Genomic DNA, 21,935 nt, shown 5'->3' with positions numbered 1-21,935 from the left:
TTCCCGCCCCCGGGGACCCTCCAGTCTGCCCCGTGCGGACGGGCGGAACGCCCCTTTCCTGCACCGCAGGCGTCTGACGAGGTGCCCTACCCTTCACTGCGGCGAGAGGCAGCGCCTCACCGCGGCGGGAGGCAGCGCCGTTCGCGGTCGGAGGCCGGCCAGACGTACTCCAGGTCGGGCGGGACGTCGTCGCCGAAGATCGGGCCGTAGTGTCCGGGGTCCTTGCGCAGCAGCGACGAGCGGTGGCTCAGGTGCAGGTCGTCGCGGCCCAGCCAGGGCGGCAGCTCGCCGGCCTCGGCCAGCTCCGCCTGGGTGCGGACGCGGGTCAGCCCGCAGGCGGCGGCGAGGTCGGTGGTCATCGTGGTCGCGCAGGTGTCGGCCCGGCCGGGCTCGCACCAGACCGCGCACACGTCCAGCCCGTACCGGGTGAGGGCCTCCTCGTACCCGGCCCACATCTTCACCGCTGGGTGGTTGCGCCAGCCGTACGTGGGGCGGGTCAGCCCGCGCAGCACCTGGATGGTCTCCACGCGCTGCTTGCCCAGCCGCTTCTGGTCCAGCGTCCGGGCGCTGGCCAGGAAGTCCGGGTACGGCAGGAACGTCTGCATGCCGCTGGTCTACCCGCCGAGGGGCTGCGAAATCTGTCCGACGTCCTGGTCTACCTGGTGGACCGGCCGGGCGGGAACGGCGGGACATGCCCGACGACCAGCATTCATGATCGTGGGGCTGCGCGGGGCGCGACCGGCTGACTACGATGCGGCGCATGGCGGAGCCCCTGCTGGATCGTGCGCGGCGGGCGGGGCGTCGGCTCCGGGTCAACGGGGACGCGCGGGCGCACTACGTGGTCTGCGGGCGGGACGCCCTCGCCTACTGGGTGGTGCGGGCGCTGCTCGCCACCGAGTTGCAGGCGACGGGCCGCGTCCGGATCACCCTGGTGGTGCCGGAACGACCGCGCTCCGACGAGCCGGACGGGCGGGACCTCCAGGGCGTCGAGGTGGTCCGGGCCGACCGGCTGGACGAGGTCACCTTCCAGCGGGCCGGGCTGGCCGGCGCCGACGGGCTGGCCCTGCTGCACCAGGACGACGTCGGCAACATGCACGCCGCGCTCTGCGCCCAGGAGGTCGAGCCCCGGCTGCGGCTGGTGGTGCGGATGTTCAACACCGGGCTCGCCAACGGGGTGCGGCAGATCTTCCCCGACTCGGCGGTGCTCTCCGACTCGTCGATGGCCGCCCCCGCCTTCGTGGCCGCCGCGCTCGGCGAGGTCGCCCCGACCCACTTCCGGCACGGCGGGCGCACCCTCTACGTGGCCCGCCGCGACGACGTACGCCCCGGCGACGTGGTCTGCGGGGTGGCCGACACCCACGACCCGCAGCAGGTCCGGGTGCTGCCCGCCGAGGAGTCCGTCGCGGACGTGGTGCTCGCCGAGGCGACGGGGGCGCCGCCCGGCACCGAGCTGGCCGCGCGCCGGCTGGTGCGGGCCCGGCGGCGTCGCCGCCCGCTGACCGTGCTGCTCCGCGCGGTACGCAGCTTCGCCACCCGCAAGATCGGCATCGCGGTGATCACGCTGCTGGCGGTGATCGGGGTGCTCGGCTGGCTCAACGGCAGCGCCACGCACGCCAACTGGGGCGACTCGCTCTACCTCACGCTCGTGACGACGCTGAGCGGGCAGGACCCGGATCCGAACAAGCCGGTCGCCCAGCAGGTCATGCAAGTGGTGCTCAACCTCGCCGGGCTGGCGCTGATCCCGCTGATCACCGCCGTGGTGGTGGACGGGATCGTCAACGCCCGGCTGGCGTTGCACTCCGGCCGGATCCAGCCGGAGCGGTCCGGGCACGTGGTCGTGGTCGGGCTGGGCAACGTCGGCACCCGGGTGATGGCCCAGCTCTGCGACTTCGGCGTCGAGGTGGTGGCGATCGACAAGCTGCCCGAGCCGCGCGGTGCGGCGTTGGCCCGCCGGCTCGGCGTGCCGCTGATCGTGGGCGACGCCGCGCTGGAGGAGACCCTCCAGGCGGCGTCCGTGGGCACCTGCCAGGCGCTGGTGGTGGTCTCCACCGACGACGAGACGAACCTTCAGGCGGCGCTGAACGGCCGGGCGGTCAACCCCGAACTCCAGGTGGTGCTGCGTCTCTTCGACGGCCACTTCGCCGAGCGCGTCCAGCAGGCGTTCGGCATCGGCGTCTCGCGCAGCGTGTCGTACCTCGCCGCGCCGTCGTTCGCCGCCGCGCTGTTGGACCGCGCGGTGATCGCCACCATCCCCGTCGGCCGGCACGCGCTGCTGGTCACCGAGGTCTCCGTCGCCGCCGGATCGTCGCTGGACGGGCGGCCGCTCGCCGCGGTCGGGCGGGCCGAGAGCGTACGCCTGCTCGCGCACGCCCGGGCCGGTCAGCGCCTCGACTGGGCGCCCGACCCGCGCCTGGTGATCGTCGCGGGGGACCGGCTGACGGTGGTGGCCCGCCGGGCCGGCCTGAACGCCCTGCTCCGCGAGGCGGCGCCACCCCCGCCGGAGGATCCCGCCGCGCCGGCGCCCCGGCAGCCGGAGGAGTGACCGTCCGTTCCGACGGTCCGGCGTTCCGGGGCTCGGCGGGTCAGGCGCGGCGGGGGCGCAGGGCGTACCAGGCGGCGCCGACGGCGAGCACGGCGAAGCCGGCGAGGACGCTGGACAGCGGCAGGTTGACGGCGAGCAGCAGGCAGCCGGCCAGCCCCAGCACGGCGAGCGCCCGCACCGGGAGCCGCCGCCCCGGGTCGCGCCCCAGGGTCAGCGCGGCCGCGTTGGTGATCGCGTAGTAGACCAGCACGGTGCAACTGGAGAAGCCGATGGCGTCCCGGACGTCGCCGAGCGCCACGACCAGCACCACCACGGCGGCGACGGCCAGTTCGGCACGGTGCGGCACCCGGTGCACCGGGTGGACGGCGGCGAGGGCCCCGGGCAGGTCGCGGCGGCGGGCCATCGCCAGGGCGGTGCGCCCGACCCCGGCGAGCAGGGACAGCAGCACGCCGGTCACCGCCACGGTCGCCCCGGCCCGGACCAGCCAGGCGAGGCCGGGCAGCCCGGCGGCCGTCACCACGTCGGCCAGGGGCGCGGCGGACGCGGCCAGCCGGTCGGCCCCGAGCACGCCGACGGCGACCACCGCCAGCACCAGGTAGATCGCCAGCACCACGCCCAGCGCCAGCGGCACCGCCCGGGGGATGGTCCGCTCCGGGTCGCGTACCTCCTCGCCGAGGGTGGCGACCCGCGCGTACCCGGCGAAGGCGAAGAAGAGCAGCCCGGCGGCGGTGAGCACGCCCCGCCCGGAAGTGTCGAGGTCGCCGAGCCGGGCCAGCGAGACGTCGCCGCCGACCGCCCCGGCCACCGCGACCAGGGCCAACACCGCCAGCACCACGCCGACCAGCACCTTCGTCGCGGTCGCGGTCTTGCCGATGCCGCGCAGGTTCACGGCGGTCACCGCCAGCACCGCGCCGACCGCGACGAGCCGGGCCTGCCCCGGCCAGAGGTACGCCCCGATGGTCAGCGCCATCGCCGCGCAGCTAGCCGTCTTGCCGACCACGAAGCCCCAGCCGGCCAGGAAACCCGCGAACGGGCCGAGCCGTTCCCGGCCGTACACGTAGGTGCCGCCGGACTCGGGGTGGCGGGCCGCGAGCCGGGCCGAGCTGGTCGCGTTGCAGAAGGCGACGAAGCCGGCCAGCACCAGCGCCGCCAGCAGGCCCGCCCCGCCGGCCGCCGCCGCGGCGGGCGCGAAGACCACGAAGACGCCCGCCCCGAGCATCGAGCCCAGGCCGATGACCACCGCATCGGGTACGCCCAGCCGGCGAGCCAGTTGATCCACAGCGGGCACCTTAGGGGGTCGAGATGAACGGCCGGTCCCAGTCGCGCGGCGCTCCGGGCAACGGCAGGTCGTCCCAGGGCACCCGGTGCAGCACCCGGTCGAGGACGAGCCCGAGCAGCAGCCCGGCCACCGAGTCGGTCAGCCAGTGCCAGCCCAGGTAGGTGGTGGTGCACAGCACCACGACCGGCGGCACCACCCGGACCACGGTGACCAGCCGGGGCGGCACCGTCCGGCCGTAGGTGCGCAGCAGCGGGGCGAGCAGCAACGCGATGACGCCGTACCAGAGGATCGCGTTCGCGACGTGGCCGGAGGGGTAGGACTGGGCGAACCGCAGCGGCAGTTCGTCCTGGAACAGCGGGAGGGTCTGCTCGGGCGGAAGGAACGGCTCCTTGACGCTCGCGCTGGGGGCGGGCCGGGCGGTCCACACCTTCAGCGGGCCGATCGTGAGATAGCTGAGGACGAAGGCGAGCACCGGCGGCAGCACCGGGCGCAACGATCTCAGCCGGACCGCGAGGAGCACCCCGAGACCGAGTGCGATCAGCGTCAACGGGGTGCCCTGACCGAGGTAGTTGAGGACCACCGCCGTCACGCGGGCGGCGGTGGGCCGGTGCGCCTCCGACCAGTCGGCGACCGCGCGGTCGATCCCGAAGAACCGTTCGGCGGTGAGCGCCACGGTCAGCCCGACCAGGGCGGCGAGCAGGAGCGCGTCGAACCACCAGCCGGCCGGCCGGACCGGCCTCAGCTGTGCTCTGGGCCGTACCGTCGTGGTCTCCCGCACCCGGACCACGCTACCGGCCCGGCATGGCGGCCGGCCGGCGCGGCCGGGGGCGGCTGTGTGCCGAGCCACGAAGGGAGGCGCTCGGCCCGGACGACCGTCAGACTTGGGGCCGTGCGGATCACCTCGGCCCTCGTCGACCCGGCGCTGCTCGACCTTCCCTGGTCGACCCCGCTGGAGCAGTGGCCTGCGCAGCACCTGGTGGCGCTGCCCCAGGGCATCTCCCGGCACATCGTCCGGTTCGTCCGGCTCGGCGGCTACGTCTACGCCGTCAAGGAGACCGGCGAGCGCGTCGCGGAGCGCGAGTACGACCTGCTGCGCGCCCTGGAGCGGATCGACTTCCCCTCGGTGGAGGCGGTGGCGATCGTCGCCGACCGGCAGACCGACGACGGCGAGCCGCTCGACCCGGTGCTGATCACCCGGCACCTGCAGTTCTCGCTGCCCTACCGGGCGCTCTTCTCGCACACCCTGCGCCCGGAGACGATGGGGCGGCTGCTCGACGCGCTGGCGGCCCTGATCGTGCGGATGCACCTCACCGGCTTCTTCTGGGGCGACTGCTCGCTGTCGAACACCCTGTTCCGCCGGGACGCCGGCGCGTTCGCCGCCTACCTGGTGGACGCGGAGACCGGGGCGCTGCACCACTCGCTCTCCAACGGCCAGCGCGGCGAGGACCTGGAGATCGCCCGGGTCAACATCTTCGGCGAGGCGCTCGACCTCCAGGCCGCCGGGCTGCTGCACGAATCGATCGACCCCGAGGTGGTCTGCGAGGAGGTCGTGCAGCGCTACGAGCGGCTGTGGCACGAGATCACCTACGAGCAGCAGGTCGAGCGGGAGGCCCGGCACGACATCGAGGGGCGGATCCGCCGCCTCAACGAGCTGGGCTTCGACGTCGCCGAGGTGGCCATGTCGACCATCGACAACGGGCGCTACCTGGTCCGGCCGAAGGTGGTCGACGCCGGGTACCACACGCGGCGGCTGCTCCGCCTGACCGGCCTGGACGCCGAGGAGAACCAGGCCCGGCGGCTGCTCAACGACCTGGACGCCTACCGGGCCGAGAGCGACCTCACCGACGAGCAGCAGGCCGCGCACCGCTGGCTGACCGAGGTCTTCGAGCCGGTGGTCCGGGCGGTCCCGGCGCACCTGCGCCGCAAGCTGGAGCCGCAGGAGCTCTTCGCCCAGATCATCGAGCACAAGTGGCTGCTCTCGGAGCAGGCCGGCCGGGACGTCGGCATGGCCCCGGCCGTGCACTCGTACCTCTCCGACGTGCTCGTGCACCGTCCCGACGAGCAGGCTGTGCTCGGCGTCGAGGTCCCCACCGCCGGCTGACCCGCCGGCGGAACCGGACGTGGCCGTCGGGCGCCGGGCCGGCCCGGCGCCGGGCGGTCACTCCACCCAGGAGCCGCCGCGCATCACCCGGACCACGTTCAGGTCGTCGTCGAGCACCACCAGGTCGGCCCGGAGCCCGACCTGGAGCGCGCCCAGCCGGTCGCCGAGTCCGATCGCGCGGGCCGGCGTGGTGGCCGCCATCCGCACGGCGTCCGCGATCGGGACGCCGGCCGCCACCGCGTGCCGTAGCGCCTCGTCCATGGTCAGGGTGCTGCCCGCGATCGCGCCGTCGCGGGCCAGCCGGGCCACCCCGCCCGCCACCGTGACGGCCTGGCCGCCCAGCTCATAGTCGCCGTCGGGCATGCCGGCGGCGGCCATGGCGTCGGTGATCAGGGCGGCCCGCTCCGGGCCCGCCGTCGAGGTGGCGAAGGTCAGCATCCCGTCGTGCAGGTGGACGCCGTCGGCGACCAGCTCGCAGACCACGTTCGGGGCGTCGAGCAGGGCCACCACCGGGCCGGGCTCGCGGTGGTGCACCGGCCGCATCCCGTTGAACAGGTGGGTGCCGACGCTCGCGCCCGCCGCGACGGCGGCGCGGGTCTCGTCGTACGTGGCGTCGGTGTGGCCGACCGCGGCGACCACCCGGTGCGCGACGAGCAGCTTGACCGCCTCCAGCGCGCCGTCCCGCTCGGGAGCGAGGGTGACCATCCGGACGGCGCCGTCGCCCAGCTCGATCAGCTCTGCCAGCTCGTCGGTGGACGGGTCGCGGAGGAACTCGGGGTTCTGCGCGCCGCAGCGGGCCGAGGAGAGGTACGGCCCCTCGAAGTGGATGCCGGCCAGCACCCCCTCGGCGACCAGCGGCGCGAAGGCCGCGGTGGCCGCGCGCATCAGCTCGAACGGCGAGCTGACCAGGCTGGCCAGCAGGGTCGTCGTGCCGTGCCGCAGGTGGAAGTCGGCGGCCTGCCGGGCCTGCTCGGCGTCGCCGGTGGTGAAGGTGTGTCCGCCGCCGCCGTGCGTGTGCATGTCGACGAAGCCGGGCACGATCCAGTGCCCGTCGCGTACGGACGGGTACTCGGCCACCGCCGTGATCCGGCTCCCGTCCAGCTCCACGCAGCCCTGCCGGATCACGCCGGTCGGGGTCACCACCTTGCCGTTCACCCGCGTGGCCATCACTTCTCCAGACTGTCGAGGGCGAGCAGGGCGGCGCCGAGGCAGCCGGCCTCGTCGCCGAGGGCCGCCGCGACCAGGCGCGGCTCCCGGTGGAACGTCATCCGCTCGTGCAGCGCGGCCCGCAGCGGGTCGAGCAGCAGCGCGCCGGCCTGCGCCAGGCCGCCACCGAGCACGACGGTCTCCACGTCGAAGAGGGCCTGGCCGGTGGCGAGGCCGTCGGCGAGCGCGTCGACGGCCTCCCGCCAGACGTCCGCCGCCAGCGGCTCGCCGGCCGCCGCCCGGTCGGCCACGTCGGCGGCGGTCGCCGGGACGCCGGCCAGGGCGGTGTAGCGCCGGCCGATCGCGGCCGCCGACGCCACCGCCTCCAGGCAGCCGGGACGGCCGCAGCCGCAGGCCGGCCCGCCGGCGCGTACCTGGACGTGGCCGATCTCCCCGGCGGCGCCGTGCGCGCCGGTGACGGCCGTGCCGTCGACCACGTGCGCCGCGGCGATCCCGGTGCCGATCGCGACGAAGAGGACGTGCGCGGAGTCGCGGCCGGCGCCGAGCCGCGCCTCGGCCAGGCCGCCGGCGCGCACGTCGTGGCCGAGCGCCGTCGGCAGTCCGAGTCGAGCCCGTGCCAGGTCCCGCAGCGGTACGTCCCGGAAGCCCACGTTCGCGGACCAGACCGCGACCCCGCGCGCCTCGTCGATCACGCCGGGCACGGCGACGCCGAGCGCGACCGGGGTGAGCCCGTCGGCGCGGGCCTTGCCGGCCAGCCCCTCGGCGACCGCCAGGATGGTGTCGACCACGGCGTCCGGGCCGCGCCCGGCGTCGGTGGGGTGCCGCTCGGCGTGCAGCACGGCGCCGTCCGGCCGGACCAGGGCGCACTTCATCCCGGTCCCGCCGACGTCCAGCGCGACGACGACGTCGCCTGCGCTCATGCGAGGACCACGGACCGGCTCAGGTGCCGGGGCGCGTCGGGGTCGAGGCCCCGGCTGGTGGCGAGCGCGACGGCGAAGCGCTGCGCCAGGATCAGGTCGGCCATCGGGTCGACCGGCGTACGGCCGGCGGCCCAGCTGCCGAGCACCGTACGGCAGCCGTGGGTGCGGCTGTGCACGAACGCCGCGCCGGTCGCCGCCACGTCCTCGGGCAGCCCGTCGGGCAGCTCGCCGAACGCCCAGACCAGCCGGCCGGGAGCGGCGATCGAGATCGGGCCGTGCCGGTAGTCCATGGCCGGGTACGCCTCGGCCCAGAAGGTGGCCGCCTCGCGGCACTTCAGCGCCGCCTCCTGGGCCAGCCCGACCGTCCACCCCCGACCGAGGAAGGTTGCCTGCTCGATCCGGGTCGGCTCGATCGGCAGCGGGGCGCGTACCGCCACCTCCGCGTCGGCGGCGAGCGCGGTGATGTTGTCGCCGAGGTGGGCGCGGAGCAGGGCTAGCGCGGTGGTCGCGAAGCGGGTCTGCACCACGGAGCGCTCGTCGGCGAACGGCATCGGCACCGCCGCGTCGGCCAGCGAGGCGGCGGGGGAGGCGGGGTCGCCGACCAGGACGGTCGTCGGCACCCGCCCGCGCAGCGCGGCGAGCAGCTCGGTGACCTCGGTGGTGGTGCCGGAGCGGGTGATCGCGACGAGCCGGTCGTAGCGCCGCCCGGCGGGGAACTCGGAGGCCTGGAAGGCGTCGGTCTCGCCCTGGCCGGCCTGCTCGCGGCGGGCCGCGTACGCCATCGCCATGAACCACGAGGTGCCGCAGCCCACGACGGCGACCCGCTCGCCCCGGCAGGGGAGGTGGTCGGCCGCGGTGGCGGCGACCCGCGCCGCCTCCCGCCAGCAGTCGGGCTGGCTCGCGATCTCCGCGTCGACGTACGACATGAGAACTCCTACGCAGGGAGGCGTTGCGCAATACGGCTCGTTAAAGCCGTCTTTCGCGCGTTATTCTGCGCGAACTCGGCTGGCCGTGGCAACCAGCCCCGTCATCGAGCAGGACATGGTTTTGCGCCCTCGTAGTTTCGCGCACTACTGTGCACGCAATCAATCACCGACCGCGCAGTAACTGGAGGCCCCGGGGTGGACCGCTACGCCAGATGGAACGCCCTGCTCGAAATGCTGACCGACAGCGGCCGGGTCAGCGTCGAGGAGGCCGCCGAGCGGCTGGACGTCTCCCAGGCCACCATCCGACGTGACTTCGATCAGCTCGCCCAGCAGCAGATGATCACCCGGACCCGGGGTGGCGCGGTCGCCAACGGCGTCTCGTACGACCTGCCGCTGCGCTACAAGACCGCCAAGCACTCGGCCGAGAAGCAGCGGATCGGCACCGCCGCGGCGGCGCTGGTCTCGCCGGGCACCGTGGTGGGCCTCAACGGCGGCACCACCAGCACGGAGGTCGCGCGGGCCCTCGCCGTGCGGCCCGACCTGAACACCAGCGCCGACGGCGCCCAGCTCACCGTGGTCACCAACGCGCTGAACATCGCGAACGAGCTGCTCGTCCGCTCCCGGATGAAGGTCGTGGTGGCCGGCGGCGTGGTCCGCCCCAAGTCGTTCGAGCTGGTCGGCCCGCTGGGCGGGGCGCTGCTGCGCGAGGTCACCCTCGACGTCGCCCTGCTCGGCGTCGACGCGATCGACCCCCAGCTCGGCGCCGCCGCCCACCACGAGGGTGAGGCGGCGATGAACAACCTGATGGTGGCCCGGGCCAAGCGGGTGGTGATCATCGCGGACTCGTCCAAGCTGGGCGGTCACGCCTTCGCCCGGATCTGCCCGGTGGACCGGGTGGAGACGCTGGTCACCGACTCCGGCGCCAACCCGGACGTGGTCGCGGCCTTCCGCGCCGCCGGCGTCACCGTCATCTGCGCCTGAGGTGAAAGGAAGGGCACCTTCCTAACGTCTGGTGTATAGGAAGGGGCCCTTCCTTTCACCCGATCGGCGTGGCGATGCATACCGGGTATTGCACTCGGCTGCATACCGCGTATGGTGTCGCGTGTCATACGCCCATCGGGGGAGGTGCAGCTTGCCAGCTGTCCTGGAGATCGAAGGTCTCCGCAAGACGTACAAGAGTCGTCGGCGCGGCACCCGCAACGCGCTCGACGGCTTCGACATGCGGGTCGAGGTGGGGCAGGTGCACGGCTTCCTCGGCCCCAACGGGTCGGGCAAGACCACCACGCTGCGTACGCTGCTCGGTCTGATCCGGCCCGACGGCGGCCGGATGGCCATCCTGGGCCACGAGGTGCCCGAGGCCCTGCCCGCCGTCGCGGGTCAGGTCGGCGCCATCGTGGAGAGCCCGCAGTTCTTCCCGCACTTCTCGGCGCGGGACACGCTGTCCCTGCTCGCCGGCGCGGGCGACGTGCCGCGGCAACGGATCGACGAGGTGCTGGAGCTGGTCGGGCTGCGCGACCGCGCCGGCGAGCGGGTCAAGACGTACTCGCTGGGCATGAAGCAGCGGCTCGCCGTCGCCTCGGCCCTGCTGAAGAACCCGAAGCTGCTGATCCTCGACGAGCCGGCCAACGGGCTGGACCCGGGCGGCATCCGGGAGATGCGCACGCTGATGCGTACCCTCGCCGAGTCGGGGATGACCGTGGTGCTGTCCAGCCACATCCTCGGCGAGATCCAGCTGATCTGCGACTCGGTCACCATCATCTCGCTGGGCCGGCGGGTGGCCTTCGGCCCGGTCGGGGAGGTGCTCGCCCAGCACTCGTCCGGCGCCGTCCGGGTGCGGCTGGAGGCGGTCACCGAACTGCCGCTCGCCGCCGAGGCGCTGACCCGCGCGGGGATCCGGGTGAACGGCCAGCCCGACCACCTGATGCTCGCCGGCGTCGACAAGCCGGCCACGGTCACCCGGCTCCTCGCCGAGCAGGGCCTCTACGTCAGTGAGCTCGCCCCGGTCGCCGTCGACCTGGAGAGCGTCTTCCTCGAGTTGACCGCCACCGCGCCGGTACCCGGCCAGCACCGGCAGGTCGACCAGTCCACGAAGGTCGGCGGGGCGGGGCAGCCCGGCACCGCCGGAGGAGGGTGGGGCGCGTGAGCCTCTACCGTACGGAGCTGCGCCGGCTGGCCAAGCGGCGTTTCACCCGCTGGATGAGCCTGCTGGGCCTGCTGGTGCTCGCGGCCGTGGTGGTCGGGGTCTTCCTCACCAACGAGAAGATCGATGCCGCCGCGCTGGCGAAGGCCGAGCACGCCGCCGAGCAGCAGTGGCAGCAGGACCTGCGCCACAGCGAGCAGTACCGCGCCGAGTGCGAGCGGGCGAAGTCCGCCGGGACCAGCGAGGCCGGCCGGTTCCCCGATGACTGCGCGATGATCCAGCCGCCGCCGCGCGAGGCGATCGAGTCGCGGTGGTTCCTGCCCTCCACCTTCGACTTCCGGGAGAACTTCGGCTTCACCCTGGTGCCGCTCGCGGCGATCCTCGCGCTGGTCGGGTTCGTGGTCGGCGCCTCCTTCGTCGGGGCGGAGTGGAACACCGGCGGCATGATGAACCTGCTGCTGTGGCGGCCGAAGCGGCTGACCGTACTGCTGACCAAGCTGGCGGCGCTGCTCACCGGTCTGCTCGCCCTGGCGGTGCCCACGACGGCGCTCTGGTTCGGCAGCTTCTGGCTGGTCGCTGTCTTTCGCGGCAGCACGGAGAAGATGACCTCCGGCGCCTGGCAGTCCTTCGCCCTCACCGGGCTGCGCGGGGTGGTGCTCGCCCTGGTCACCGCGACGGTCGGCTTCGCGCTCGCGTCGCTGGGGCGGCACACCGCGATGGCGCTGGGCGGGGTGGTCGCCCTGATGGTCGTCGGGCAGTTCGGCCTCGGCATCCTGCTGCAGATGGCCGGGGTGCAGTTCGCCGAGGCGTGGCTGCTGCCCACCTACGCGCTGGCGTGGATGGAGAAGAAGGTGACGCTGGAGGACTGGAACGCCTGCCAGGCCACCTACTTCGGCGAGTGCAAGCCGGAGACCCTGGACATCACCTGGCAGCACTCCTCGGTGTTGCTGGCGGTCGGGTTGACGGTGATCCTCGGCGCGGCGCTCTGGGCGATGCGCCGACGGGACATCTCCTGACCCGGACGGTGCGACCGGCGGCTCTCCCCGGCCCCGGTCGCACCGCCCAGGGCCGTGACAGGCGGACGCCCGGCGGACACGGGGCGAACCGGCCCGGTCACGTTGCGGCACTGTCGTCCGATGCGAACCGGGTGGGCCCTGGTTAGGCTGGGGTCCCCCCCGGTCGGCGTCGTGGTGTGCCGCCGGCCTGCCCATGAGGAGCGCCATGCAGCCCGCCGACGCCGCCCCGGCCGCCACCGAGCCGTCCACGGCGGACCGGGCGGACGCGACGGGCGAGGCGCACGACGCGGGCACCCTCGTCCCCCAGCCCCGGTCGGGCTCCGACCCCGGAGTTCCGGCCGTGCCGCAGCCCCGCACGGCGGCCGGGCCGGGCGCGGGTGCGGCCGGGACGCCGCCCGGGGAGACCGACGCCCCGGCGGACGACCGGCCGGCCGGCGGGCTCACGGAGCGGGAGCGGGGCATCCTCGCCTTCGAGCAGCAGTGGTGGCGGCACGCCGGCGCCAAGGAACAGGCCATCCGGGACACCTTCGGCCTCTCCGCCACCCGCTACTACCAGTTGCTGAACGCGCTGCTGGACAACCCGGCCGCGCTGGCCGCCGAGCCGGTGCTGGTCGGCCGGCTGCGCCGGCTGCGCTCCTCCCGGGCCCGCAACCGCCGCCGCTGACCCCTGTCCCGCCGCGTGGCCGGTTCCGTCCGGGTCGGGCGTCCGGTCCGGTTTCCCCTCCTGCCCAGACCGGCGGGACGGAATGCCGACGAGCCGTGTGGGTAGGCGGCTGACGAACCCGCCGCGTCCCGCGGCTGGTTCACGTTCCGGGTCGTGACCCTGCGGCCCGGGGCCGACGGAGGGAGCGGGCGATGACGGGAATCAACCCGAGCCGGCCACCGGACGGTGCGACCGGCACCGGGCAGCAGGCCCGGCAGCAGGCATCCCGGGTCGGGCACCACGCGGCCCAGGCCGGCGGGCAGGTCGCGCACGCGGCCGCGGAACAGGGCGGACAGGTCGTCTCCGAGGCCCGGCGGCAGGCGCGGAACCTGACCGGTGAGGCCGGTACGCAGTTGCGCGACCAGGCCCAGGCGCAGCAGCGGCGGGCCGCCGACGGGCTGCGTGGCATCGGGCGCGAACTCGGCTCGATGGCGGAGCGGAGCGAGGACTCCGGGATGGCCGCCCAGATGGTCCGCCGCGCGGCGGACGCCGCCCAGCAGGCGGCCGGCTGGCTCGACGAACGCGAGCCCGGGGCGGTGGTCGACGAGGTGCGGTCGTACGCGCGCCGGCACCCGGGGACCTTCCTGGCCGGCGCGGCCGTGGCCGGGGTGCTCGTCGGGCGGCTCACCCGGAACCTCACCGCCTCCGGCGACGGGGCGCGGGGCGCCGGTCAGCCGTCGACGCCGATGCCGGGCGCCGAGCCCGGGACCGGCGGGCCGCAGCCGTACGAGCGGGCGGTCGAGGCGCCGTACACGGCCGAGGAGGCGTACCCGCGTAGCGAGGCGTACCCGCGCGAGGAGGCGTACACCGGGATGGCCCGGGTGCGCAACGCCTCGCCGCCCGGCCGGCCGGGGCCGGACATCCCGGGCGGGGTGGCGCCGTGAGCGCCCCGGAGAAGGAGCGGACCCAGGCGTCGGTCGGCGACCTGCTCGGCGACGTGACCCGGGACGTCTCCACGCTGGTCCGCAAGGAGATCGAACTGGCCAAGGCCGAGCTGCGCGAGGAGGCGACCCGGGCGGGCAAGGCCGCCGGGATGTTCGGCGGTGCCGCACTGGCCGGCTTCCTGACGGTGCTGTTCGTGTCGTACGCGCTGTGGTGGGGACTGTCGAACGTGATGGACCAGGGCTGGGCCGCGCTGATCGTGGCCGTCATCTGGGCCGCGGTCGCCGGTGGCCTGCTCGTCAACGCGCGGAAGAAGATGGCGCAGCTCCGCTCGGTGCTGCCCAGGACGAGACAGACCGCACGGGAGATGCCGAACGCGGTGCGAGGCCGGTGAACCAGCCGGGAGGGAGCAGATCATGTCCAACGATCCGGACCGGATCCGGTCGGAGATCGAGAACACCCGGAACGAACTGAGCAGCGACGTCGACGCGCTGGCCGACAAGGTCAACCCGCGGCGGGTCGCCGGTGAGCGCGTCGGGCAGGCCCGTGGCGCGCTCACCCGGGCCAGGGAGAAGGTGATGGGCGTGCAGTCGGACGGGCACGGCGCAGGTCAGCGCATGTCGCACGCGACCGAGTCGGCGCGGGCGTTCGGGGAGCAGTCCCGCGAGCAGATGTCGCACGCGGCCATGTCGGTGCGGGACGACGCCCGTTCGCTGGGGCAGCAGTCCCGCCAGCAGGCGCAGGGCAACCCCCTCGCCGCCGGCCTGATCGCCTTCGGCGCCGGGCTGCTGGTCTCGTCGCTGATTCCGCCCAGCCGGCCCGAACGGCAGTTGGCCGGGCAGGCCAGGGGCAAGGTGACCGAGCACTCCGGGCAGTTGCGCCAGCAGGCGAGCCAGGTCGGCCACCAGATGCGCGACAACATGCGCGACAACATGCGCGAGCCGGCGCAGCGTGCGGCGCAGGCGGTGGGCTCCACGGCCGTCGGGGGTGCGTCGGCCGTACGGGAGCAGGGCCGGTCGGCCGCCCACCAGATGCAGGGGCAGGCGCATGCGGCCGCCGACGACCTCCGTCGCCGCTGAGGCGACCCGGGTGGTCGGGGCGGCGCGGACGATGCGGGTACGCTCCGCGTCCGCGCCGCCACCCGGCCGGCCGGTCAACGAGGACCTGGTCTTCCGGTTCGGGCCGCTGGTCGGCGTCCTGGACGGCGCCACCGTGCCGGAGGGCTTCGACACCGGCTGCGTGCACGGGCCGTCCTGGTACGTCCGGCACCTCGCGGCCCGGCTGGGGCTGGCCGAGGCGATCCGCCCGACGGCGACGCTGATGAGCAACCTGGCGGCGGCGATCCTGGCCGTCCGGTCCGACCACGGCGACGAGTGCGACCTGGACCACCCGGGCACCCCGTCGAGCACGGTCTGCCTGCTGCGCGACGGCGGCGACCACCTCGACTACCTGGTGCTCTGCGACAGCCCGCTGGTGCTGGAGGCCGGCGGCCGGGTGAGCGTGGTCACCGACGACCGGCTGGACGCCGCGATGGCGGAGTTGCGGGCCACGGCGGCGGCGCCGACCGGTCCGGCCGACCGGGCCACCCGGTTCCGGCAGGCGGTCGCCGTGCAGCGAAAGCGGATGAACCGGACCCACGGCTACTGGGTGGCGGCCGCCGACCCGGACGCGGCGTTCCACGCGGTGACCGGGACGCTGCCGCTGCGCGGGCCGGGTGCCGTACGCCGGGCGGCGCTGCTCAGCGACGGCGCGTCGGCCGTGGTGGAGCAGTTCGGTCTCCTCGACTGGGCGGGGCTGCTGGACGTGGTGAGCGCCGACGGCCCGGGCGCGCTGGTGGACCGGGTACGCGCGGCGGAGCGCGACCACCCGGACCGGCTGCGCCGGCACAAGCCGGCCGACGACGCCTCCGTGGTGCTCTGCGAGTTCGACACCGACGCCCCGTGACCCGCGCGGGACGGCCGGCCGGGGCGCCGGTGGGTGCCGCCGACAGCGGAGCGTGAGGCGGAACACGATGCGGTCCGACCGGCCGGTACCTTCCGCCGGACCGCCAGTCGGAGTCCGATGGGGTGGACTTGGGCCGGTGGGGCCGGCAGACTGCGGCACGTGGCGGGAACGGTCCGGTTGGAGCCGGTGGACGAGCGGAACCTGGAGCCGTTGCTCTCCGTAGCGGCTGCCGAGGCGGAGCCCGGCGACGTGATGCCGCCGGTGGAGGCTCCGGCGGGTTGGTCGCACGCCCGCCGGGAGGCGTTCCGCGAGTTCCACCGGGCGAGCTTCGCCGGCCTGAGCGGCCCCACCGGGACCCAGATGTACGCGATCCTCGTCGGCGGCGAGGTGGTCGGCATGATCCGGATGAGCCGCCGCGACGAGCCGGGCGCCGTCGAGACCGGGATGTGGCTCGGCCGGTCCGCCCGGGGCCAGGGCATCGGGCCGGCCGCTTTGCGTGAGCTGTTGAACGAGGCGGCGGCGGCCGGAATGCGGCTCGTGGTCGCGGAGACCACCGTCGACAATCACGGGGCGTTGTCGGTGCTCTCCAAGTGCGGGGCAAAATTGCGCGAGGGTAACGGCAAAGTGCACGCCGAGATATGCCTCGATTCGACGCCGCCCGCTTTGTGACGACCATTCGTCAGGTCTTTCCTTTCTGAGGTTCTCGCTGCTCGTAGCGGTCCGACTGCCCGATTTGCGCGATTGGCGAGGGCCGTGCCGTGGGCTCCGGAAATGGTTCCGGGAAAAGGCGGAAATGTTTCGCCGATAGGCCACCGGGTACTGCCCGCCGGGTCCGATTGAACGGGACACCTGATTGCGGTCCGGCACGTGCTGATCCCCGGCGGCCATTTTCGACCGCTGCCGTCAGGTGTCTGCCGCTCCGGGGAGCGAAGGAGAACTGATGAACAGCGGAGCACGAATCGGGCTCGCGGTGGGCTTCGGCTACCTGCTCGGCCGTCGACGCAAGTTGCGTACCGCCCTCACCCTGGCCGCCGCGGTCGCGGCCGGCCGCGCCAGCCGGGAGCCGGGCGGGCTGCTGAAGGCGGGCGGCAACCTGTTGCAGTCGTCCCCCCAACTGGCGAACCTCGGCCGCCTCGGCGGCCCGCTCGCCGCCGCCTCCAAGGCGGCCGCGACCGCCGCGGCCGGCAGCGGCATCGACGCGCTCAGCGGCAAGCTGCGCGGCTCGGCCGACGCGCTGCGCCGCAAGGGCGGCGCCGCCGCGCCCGACGACGGGTCGGACGACCGGCCGGACCGGGACACCGACGCCGACCAGCGGGGGCGGTGACCATGGCGGACACCACGAACCCCGGCGGCCTCGGCGACAAGGTCCGGGGCCAGCTCGCCGGCGAGGCGCGGAACCTGGCGAGCGCCATCGGCGAACGTGCCGTGCAGGTGGTGACGGAGCGGATCACCGGCGCGACCGGACGCCTCAGCGACTACGCGAAGCAGGGCGGCGGTCCTGGCCTGATCGCCGCCGCGACGGGTGCGCAGAAGCTCGCCGAGGGCGGGTCGCCGGTGAAGGCGTTGGTCCATGCCGGGCTGGCCGGCGGTAAGGAGAAGGTGATGTCGGCTCTCAGCCGGAGCGGCAAGGGCGGCAAGGGCGGCGGGAAGAAGCTCAAGGTCACCAACATCGTGGAGGCGATCGAGGTCGGCGTGCCCGTCCGGGTCGCGTACGACCAGTGGACCCGGTTCGGCGACTTCCCGAGCTTCATGAGGAAGGTCGAGAACGTCGACACCGAGGCGGACGAGAAGCTGACCTGGAAGGCGCAGGTCTTCTGGTCGCACCGCACCTGGGAGTCGACCATCGTCCGGCAGATCCCCGACAAGCTGATCCACTGGCGCTCGAAGGGCGAGAAGGGCTCGGTCGACGGCACGGTCAGCTTCCACGAGCTGTCGCCCGACCTGACCCGGATCCTGGTCGTGCTGGAGTACCACCCGCAGGGGCTCTTCGAGCACACCGGCAACCTGTGGCGCGCGCAGGGCCGCCGCGTCCGGCTGGAGCTGAAGCACTTCGTCCGGCACGTGATGACGCAGACCGTCCTCGATCCGGACTCGGTGCAGGGCTGGCGGGGCGAGATCGAGGACGGGCAGGTGGTCAGGGACCACGAGACCGCCCTGCGCGAGGAGCAGGAGGAGCGCGACCGGCAGGAGCAGGCCGAGGAGGCCGCGGAGGAGCCGCGCGCGGAGCGCCGGCCCGCCGAGCGTGGCCGTCGTCGGCCGCCGCTGCGGCGCCGTCCGGCCGAGGAGGAGTACGAGGACGAGTACGACGAGGGCGACTACGACGAGTACGAGGAGGAGCCGGAGGAGGAGCAGCCGCCGCCGCGTCGCCGCACCCCGGAGCGGGCCCGCCGCCCGCAGCCGCGCGAGGAGCCCCGGCCCCGCGAGGAGCCCCGACCGCGACGCGCCCCGGAGGCGCCCCGCCGGCCCGTGGTCCGCCGTCGACGGGAGGAGCGGGAGTGACGATCGTAACGAGTGAGGATCACGCCGGCGGCGCGCTGGAGCGCGGCGGAGCGGGTTCCAGCCTGGCCGACGTCGTCGAGACGGTGCTGGACAAGGGCGTGGTGATCGACGCGCAGGTGTCGGTCGCCGTGGTCGGCATCCAGTTGCTGGAGATCAACGCCCGGATCGTCATCGCCAGCGTGGAGACGTACCTGCGCTTCGCCGAGGCGGTCGACCGGTTCGACATCACGCCGAAGGGCCAGAAGGGGCTGCCCGACCTGGTCGAGGGTGCTTCCGGGGCGGTCGGCGCCCGCAAGGCGGCGTCCGGGATCGGCAAGACCGTCGGCGCGATCGGCGGTGCGGTCCGGGACGCCGTCGGCGAACTCGGCTCCGACGACCGGGATCGTGATCGCGACCTCGACGGGGATCGCGACCGGGATCGCGACCTCGACCGGCCCCGGCGGCGCCGGGACGAGGAGCGTTGAGATGGCCGAGGAGACCGGACTGTTCATCTACGGCATCGTGCCCTCCGACGTGGAGCCGACCCCGGACGCCGCCGGCATCGGCGACCCGCCCGGGGCGGTGGCCGCGATCCGGCACGGCGAGCTGGCCGCGCTGGTCAGCGAGGTGAGCCTGACCGAGCCGATCGGCCGGCCGGCGGACCTGACCGCGTACCAGGAACTCGTGGACGGCACGGCGGCCGTGGCCCCGGTGCTGCCGGTGCGTTTCGGCACGGTCGTCACCGGCCCCGACGCGGTGGCCGACCTGCTGGAGGCGCACCACGAACGGTTCGCCGCGGCCCTCGACGAGTTCGAGGGGCGGATCCAGTACGTCGTGCACGGCCGCTACCACGAGCCGGAGCTGATCGCGGAGATCCTGGCGGAAAACCCGGCCGCGGCCGAGCTGGGCGACCAGGTGCGCGGGCAGCCGGAGGCGGCCACCCGGCCGCAGCGGATCCGGCTCGGCGAGATCATCAGCCAGGCGGTGGAGCTGCGCCGCGAGGCGGAGAACCGGCAGCTCGTCGACGCTCTCGGCCCGCTCGTCGTGGCGAGCGCGCCGCGACCGCCGAGCAACGAGTTGGACGCGGCGAACGCCGCCTTCCTGGTCGAGTGGGACCGGGAGGACGAGTTCGTCGCGGCCGTCGAGGAGTACGCCGAGCAGCGCCGGGAGCTGCTCCGCACGCGCCTGCTCGGCCCGCTCGCCCCGTACGACTTCGTCAGCGCCCACCAGTTGGTGGAGTGACCGGTGGACATTCTCTGGACGCTGCTGACCCTGCCGTACGCGCCGGTGCGGGGGGTGACCGCCGTGGTCAAGGTGATCGCCCGGGAGGCGGAGTCGCGGCAGCGCAACCCGGTCGACGTCCGGCGCGAGCTGGAGGCGCTGGACGCGGCGGAGGCCGCCGGGGAGATCACCGCCGCGGAGCGGGACCGGGGGCAGCAGCAGGTGCTGGAGCGGCTGACCGGCGCCGCCCGCCCCCGCCGGCGGGCCGGCGCGGAACGGGCGCGGCGGGTGCCGCGCGACGGCGGCGAGGGAGGTGAGCGGCATGGCGGACCGGATCCGCGGCGACGGCGGCCGGGCACGTAGGAACGAGCCGGACGACCGGTACGACGACGACCGGTACGACGACGAGGAGGAGTACCTCGAACCGATCTCGGCCGCCGAGGCCGCCCGAGAGGGGATGCGGCAGATCGTCGAGCTGACCGGCCGGGACCCGGTGGGGACCACCTCGCTGAAGTCGGTGCGGGACGGCTGGCTGGTCGGGGTGGAGGTGATCGAGGACCGCCGGATCCCCGCCTCCACCGACCTGCTCGGCCTCTACGAGGTGGAACTGGACCTGGAGGGCGGCCTGCTCGGCTACCGGCGGGTGCGGCGCTACCAGCGCGGGAAGGGCGAGGTGGGCTGAGATGACCGTGCAACCGCCACCGGTGGTGCAGAACTCCGGCCAGGTCCTGCCAGCCGGGCACGAGCCGGCCAACCTCGGCGACATCCTGGAACGGGTGCTCGACCGGGGCATCGTGATCGCCGGCGACATCCGGGTCAGCCTGCTCGACATCGAGCTGCTGACGCTCAAGCTCCGGCTGGTCATCGCCTCCGTCGACACGGCACGGCAGATCGGCATCGACTGGTGGGAACACGACCCGTGGCTCAGCTCGCGGGCGAGGCCGCCGGTCGAGCCCGGCCCGCGGGACCCGGAGCAGGTGGAGGCGGAGCGCCGCCCCCGGGTCGCCCGGCGGGCCGCCCGGAGGGAGGAGTGGGATGAGATCGACGGCTGACCTCGCGTCCGCCGGCCCGGCGGCACACCTGGACGCCGGGGTGTGGCTGCACGGCGTGACGCGGGAGGTGGACCCGGCCCTGCTCGCCGTGACCGCCGGGATGGACGGCGCGCCGGTACGCGCGGTGCCGGCCGCCGGGCTGGTCGCCGTGGTCAGCACCGCGCCGCTGACCGAGTACGGCGAGGAGGCGCTGCGCCGCAACCTGGAGGACCTGGCCTGGCTGGAGCGCGCCGCCCGGGCGCACCACGCGGTGGTGGCCGCGCTGTCCCGGGCCGGCGCGGTGGTGCCCGCCCGGCTGGCCACCGTGCACCACGACGACGCCCGGGTGGCGGGCCAGCTCGCCGCCCGCCGGGCCGAGCTGACCGCCCTGCTCGACCGGCTCGCCGGCCGGGACGAGTGGGGCGTCAAGGGCTACGTCGTGCCCGGCGCCACGCCCCGGGCGGCGGAGCCCGAGGGGTCGGGCGGGGCCGGGGCGGCGTACCTGCGGCGGCGCCGGGCCCAGCTCACCGCCCGGGAGGAGGGGCAGCGGATCGCCGCCGACGCCGCCGCCGCCGTGCACGCGGCCCTCGCCGGGCACGCGGTGGCCGCCCGGCGGCACCCGCCGCAGGACCGCCGGCTCTCCGGCGCGCCCACCGCCATGGTGCTCAACGGGGCGTACCTGGTCGGGCAGGAGGCGCTCGCCGCCTTCAGCCGGCTGGTCGACACGCTCGCCGGGCGGCACCCGGAGATCCGGTTGGAGCTGACCGGGCCGTGGCCGCCGTACTCCTTCGCCGAGGAGCGACCGCCCGAGCCGGCGCTGACCGTGCGGGAGCCGGCGTGCTGACCGCCCGCCGCGCCGCCGCGCCGACCGCCCGGGGGCCGGCGTGGTGACCACCTCGCTCGCGCCGAGCAGCGCCGACGACCCGCTGGCCTACCGGCCGGTGGCGCTGGTGGACCTGCTGGACCGGGTCCTCGCCACCGGCGTGGTGATCAGCGGCGACATCACCATCGCCATCGCCGACGTCGACCTGGTCCGGATCTCCCTGCGCGCCCTGGTCGCCTCCGTCGGCGCGCTCGCCCCGCCCGAGCTGCGGGACGCCGCGGTGGAGGGGACTGCCGGGTCGCCGGGGGCACTGGCATGACCGCCCCGGACGGCGGCCCGAACGCCCCGGGCGGCGCGGGGAACACCCGGGGCGGCGGCATCACCGCCTCAGGTGCCGGGACCCGCCGGGACGAGGCCGCCGAACTGGCCGCCGCGCTGGGCGACACCCGGTGGCAGCCGCCCCGGGTGACCCCGCTGGACCGCCGGCTCGCGGTCGACCGGGACTCCGTCGAGCGGGGGCTGGCCAGCCTCGTGCTCACCGTGATCGAGCTGCTGCGGCAGCTCATGGAGCGGCAGGCGCTGCGCCGCGTCGACCTCGGCGACCTCACCGAGGAGCAGGTCGAGCGGATCGGCACGACGCTGATGGCGCTGGAGGAGCAGATGACGGGCCTGCGCGAGTACTTCGGCCTGGCCGCCGAGGACCTCAACCTCGACCTGGGCCCGCTCGGCCCCCTGCTGCCCACCGACTGACACCGCCCGCCC

26 protein-coding genes and 1 pseudogene are annotated in these 21,935 nt (G+C 74.8%); 21 read left to right on the top strand and 6 right to left on the bottom strand.

What is annotated here, in order from left to right; genetic code table 11:
* Nucleotides 1-116: 116 nt before the first annotated feature.
* Nucleotides 117-605: an MSMEG_6728 family protein gene (locus tag ABZ793_RS27555; protein WP_357462108.1), complete on the bottom strand. Its 489-nt coding sequence runs from the start codon at nucleotides 603-605 to the stop codon at nucleotides 117-119.
* A gap of 146 nt (nucleotides 606-751) precedes the next feature.
* Between ABZ793_RS27555 and ABZ793_RS27550 the strand changes: the two genes are divergently transcribed.
* The gene (locus ABZ793_RS27550; protein ID WP_357462107.1) at nucleotides 752-2,542 is read left to right on the top strand and encodes an NAD-binding protein; all 1,791 of its coding nucleotides are present in this window, start codon (nucleotides 752-754) and stop codon (nucleotides 2,540-2,542) included.
* Nucleotides 2,543-2,582: 40 nt separating this feature from the next.
* Here the strand turns inward: ABZ793_RS27550 and ABZ793_RS27545 are convergent, their stop codons facing one another.
* Both ABZ793_RS27545 and ABZ793_RS27540 read right to left on the bottom strand, forming a co-directional pair.
* Nucleotides 2,583-3,821, bottom strand: coding sequence for an APC family permease (locus tag ABZ793_RS27545; RefSeq protein ID WP_357462106.1), 1,239 nt, complete (start codon nucleotides 3,819-3,821; stop codon nucleotides 2,583-2,585).
* 10 nt (nucleotides 3,822-3,831) lie between these two features.
* Complete coding sequence (locus ABZ793_RS27540) at nucleotides 3,832-4,599, bottom strand: phosphatase PAP2 family protein (RefSeq protein ID WP_357462105.1); 768 nt, start codon at nucleotides 4,597-4,599, stop codon at nucleotides 3,832-3,834.
* Between the two features lie 111 nt (nucleotides 4,600-4,710).
* On the opposite strand from ABZ793_RS27540, the gene ABZ793_RS27535 reads away from it, so the two are divergent.
* Nucleotides 4,711-5,922 (top strand): DUF4032 domain-containing protein, encoded by a 1,212-nt coding sequence (locus ABZ793_RS27535; RefSeq protein ID WP_350706813.1) that lies wholly within the window; start codon nucleotides 4,711-4,713, stop codon nucleotides 5,920-5,922.
* A gap of 57 nt (nucleotides 5,923-5,979) precedes the next feature.
* Here ABZ793_RS27535 and nagA read toward each other — a convergent pair whose 3' ends face one another.
* From nagA to ABZ793_RS27520, 3 genes are read right to left on the bottom strand one after another with little or no spacing between them, the layout of a single operon-like run.
* Nucleotides 5,980-7,089, bottom strand: coding sequence for an N-acetylglucosamine-6-phosphate deacetylase (nagA, locus tag ABZ793_RS27530; protein ID WP_357462104.1), 1,110 nt, complete (start codon nucleotides 7,087-7,089; stop codon nucleotides 5,980-5,982).
* Nucleotides 7,089-8,009: an ROK family protein gene (locus ABZ793_RS27525; RefSeq protein WP_357462103.1), complete on the bottom strand. Its 921-nt coding sequence runs from the start codon at nucleotides 8,007-8,009 to the stop codon at nucleotides 7,089-7,091. Before ABZ793_RS27525 ends, nagA begins: the two co-directional genes overlap by 1 nt.
* On the bottom strand, nucleotides 8,006-8,935 hold the full coding sequence (locus ABZ793_RS27520) for an SIS domain-containing protein (protein WP_357462102.1): 930 nt from the start codon (nucleotides 8,933-8,935) through the stop codon (nucleotides 8,006-8,008). Before ABZ793_RS27520 ends, ABZ793_RS27525 begins: the two co-directional genes overlap by 4 nt.
* Nucleotides 8,936-9,130: 195 nt before the next feature.
* Between ABZ793_RS27520 and ABZ793_RS27515 the strand changes: the two genes are divergently transcribed.
* The 19 genes and pseudogenes from ABZ793_RS27515 to ABZ793_RS27425 all read left to right on the top strand — a co-directional run bounded on the left by ABZ793_RS27515 (nucleotide 9,131) and on the right by ABZ793_RS27425 (nucleotide 21,923).
* A complete protein-coding gene (locus ABZ793_RS27515) occupies nucleotides 9,131-9,916 on the top strand; it encodes a DeoR/GlpR family DNA-binding transcription regulator (RefSeq protein ID WP_357462101.1) in 786 nt (261 codons plus the stop codon).
* A gap of 151 nt (nucleotides 9,917-10,067) precedes the next feature.
* Nucleotides 10,068-11,078: an ATP-binding cassette domain-containing protein gene (locus ABZ793_RS27510; RefSeq protein WP_357462100.1), complete on the top strand. Its 1,011-nt coding sequence runs from the start codon at nucleotides 10,068-10,070 to the stop codon at nucleotides 11,076-11,078.
* Entirely contained in the window at nucleotides 11,075-12,091 is a 1,017-nt protein-coding gene (locus ABZ793_RS27505; RefSeq protein WP_357462099.1) for an ABC transporter permease subunit, read from the top strand. The genes ABZ793_RS27510 and ABZ793_RS27505 overlap by 4 nt, the downstream gene beginning before the upstream one ends.
* Before the next feature lie 205 nt (nucleotides 12,092-12,296).
* Nucleotides 12,297-12,755: a DUF3263 domain-containing protein gene (locus tag ABZ793_RS27500; RefSeq protein ID WP_357462098.1), complete on the top strand. Its 459-nt coding sequence runs from the start codon at nucleotides 12,297-12,299 to the stop codon at nucleotides 12,753-12,755.
* 191 nt (nucleotides 12,756-12,946) lie between these two features.
* A complete protein-coding gene (locus ABZ793_RS27495) occupies nucleotides 12,947-13,678 on the top strand; it encodes a hypothetical protein (protein ID WP_357462097.1) in 732 nt (243 codons plus the stop codon).
* Nucleotides 13,675-14,070 carry a phage holin family protein gene (locus ABZ793_RS27490; RefSeq protein ID WP_357462096.1) on the top strand — a complete coding sequence of 132 codons (396 nt, stop codon included), beginning with the start codon at nucleotides 13,675-13,677 and terminating at the stop codon, nucleotides 14,068-14,070. Before ABZ793_RS27495 ends, ABZ793_RS27490 begins: the two co-directional genes overlap by 4 nt.
* A gap of 22 nt (nucleotides 14,071-14,092) precedes the next feature.
* The gene (locus ABZ793_RS27485) at nucleotides 14,093-14,755 is read left to right on the top strand and encodes a DUF3618 domain-containing protein (RefSeq protein WP_357462095.1); all 663 of its coding nucleotides are present in this window, start codon (nucleotides 14,093-14,095) and stop codon (nucleotides 14,753-14,755) included.
* The gene (locus tag ABZ793_RS27480; RefSeq protein WP_357462094.1) at nucleotides 14,724-15,620 is read left to right on the top strand and encodes a hypothetical protein; all 897 of its coding nucleotides are present in this window, start codon (nucleotides 14,724-14,726) and stop codon (nucleotides 15,618-15,620) included. The genes ABZ793_RS27485 and ABZ793_RS27480 overlap by 32 nt, the downstream gene beginning before the upstream one ends.
* A 159-nt stretch (nucleotides 15,621-15,779) precedes the next feature.
* A complete protein-coding gene (locus ABZ793_RS27475) occupies nucleotides 15,780-16,289 on the top strand; it encodes a GNAT family N-acetyltransferase (RefSeq protein ID WP_357462093.1) in 510 nt (169 codons plus the stop codon).
* Nucleotides 16,290-16,560: 271 nt separating this feature from the next.
* A complete protein-coding gene (locus ABZ793_RS27470) occupies nucleotides 16,561-16,944 on the top strand; it encodes a hypothetical protein (protein ID WP_357462092.1) in 384 nt (127 codons plus the stop codon).
* Between the two features lie 2 nt (nucleotides 16,945-16,946).
* Nucleotides 16,947-18,119, top strand: a complete 1,173-nt coding sequence (locus tag ABZ793_RS27465) for an SRPBCC family protein (protein WP_357462091.1) — start codon at nucleotides 16,947-16,949, stop codon at nucleotides 18,117-18,119.
* 2 nt (nucleotides 18,120-18,121) lie between these two features.
* A pseudogene (gvpJ, locus tag ABZ793_RS27460) lies at nucleotides 18,122-18,331 on the top strand (gas vesicle protein GvpJ); the annotation flags it as partial.
* Between the two features lie 253 nt (nucleotides 18,332-18,584).
* Nucleotides 18,585-19,340 carry a GvpL/GvpF family gas vesicle protein gene (locus ABZ793_RS27455; RefSeq protein WP_357462090.1) on the top strand — a complete coding sequence of 252 codons (756 nt, stop codon included), beginning with the start codon at nucleotides 18,585-18,587 and terminating at the stop codon, nucleotides 19,338-19,340.
* Nucleotides 19,341-19,343: 3 nt separating this feature from the next.
* Nucleotides 19,344-19,682 carry a gas vesicle protein GvpG gene (locus tag ABZ793_RS27450; RefSeq protein WP_357462089.1) on the top strand — a complete coding sequence of 113 codons (339 nt, stop codon included), beginning with the start codon at nucleotides 19,344-19,346 and terminating at the stop codon, nucleotides 19,680-19,682.
* The gene (locus ABZ793_RS27445; protein ID WP_357462088.1) at nucleotides 19,642-20,001 is read left to right on the top strand and encodes a gas vesicle protein; all 360 of its coding nucleotides are present in this window, start codon (nucleotides 19,642-19,644) and stop codon (nucleotides 19,999-20,001) included. The genes ABZ793_RS27450 and ABZ793_RS27445 overlap by 41 nt, the downstream gene beginning before the upstream one ends.
* 1 nt (nucleotide 20,002) lies before the next feature.
* Complete coding sequence (gene gvpJ, locus ABZ793_RS27440; RefSeq protein ID WP_357462087.1) at nucleotides 20,003-20,371, top strand: gas vesicle protein GvpJ; 369 nt, start codon at nucleotides 20,003-20,005, stop codon at nucleotides 20,369-20,371.
* Entirely contained in the window at nucleotides 20,355-21,194 is an 840-nt protein-coding gene (locus tag ABZ793_RS27435; RefSeq protein WP_357462086.1) for a GvpL/GvpF family gas vesicle protein, read from the top strand. The genes gvpJ (ABZ793_RS27440) and ABZ793_RS27435 overlap by 17 nt, the downstream gene beginning before the upstream one ends.
* A gap of 40 nt (nucleotides 21,195-21,234) precedes the next feature.
* On the top strand, nucleotides 21,235-21,492 hold the full coding sequence (locus ABZ793_RS27430) for a gas vesicle protein (RefSeq protein ID WP_357462085.1): 258 nt from the start codon (nucleotides 21,235-21,237) through the stop codon (nucleotides 21,490-21,492).
* The gene (locus ABZ793_RS27425) at nucleotides 21,489-21,923 is read left to right on the top strand and encodes a gas vesicle protein K (protein ID WP_357462084.1); all 435 of its coding nucleotides are present in this window, start codon (nucleotides 21,489-21,491) and stop codon (nucleotides 21,921-21,923) included. Before ABZ793_RS27430 ends, ABZ793_RS27425 begins: the two co-directional genes overlap by 4 nt.
* Nucleotides 21,924-21,935: the final 12 nt, after the last annotated feature.

The organism is Micromonospora sp. NPDC047465, assembly GCF_040643125.1.
Taxonomy (GTDB): domain Bacteria; phylum Actinomycetota; class Actinomycetes; order Mycobacteriales; family Micromonosporaceae; genus Micromonospora.
This window is presented reverse-complemented; position numbering and strand designations above follow the sequence as displayed.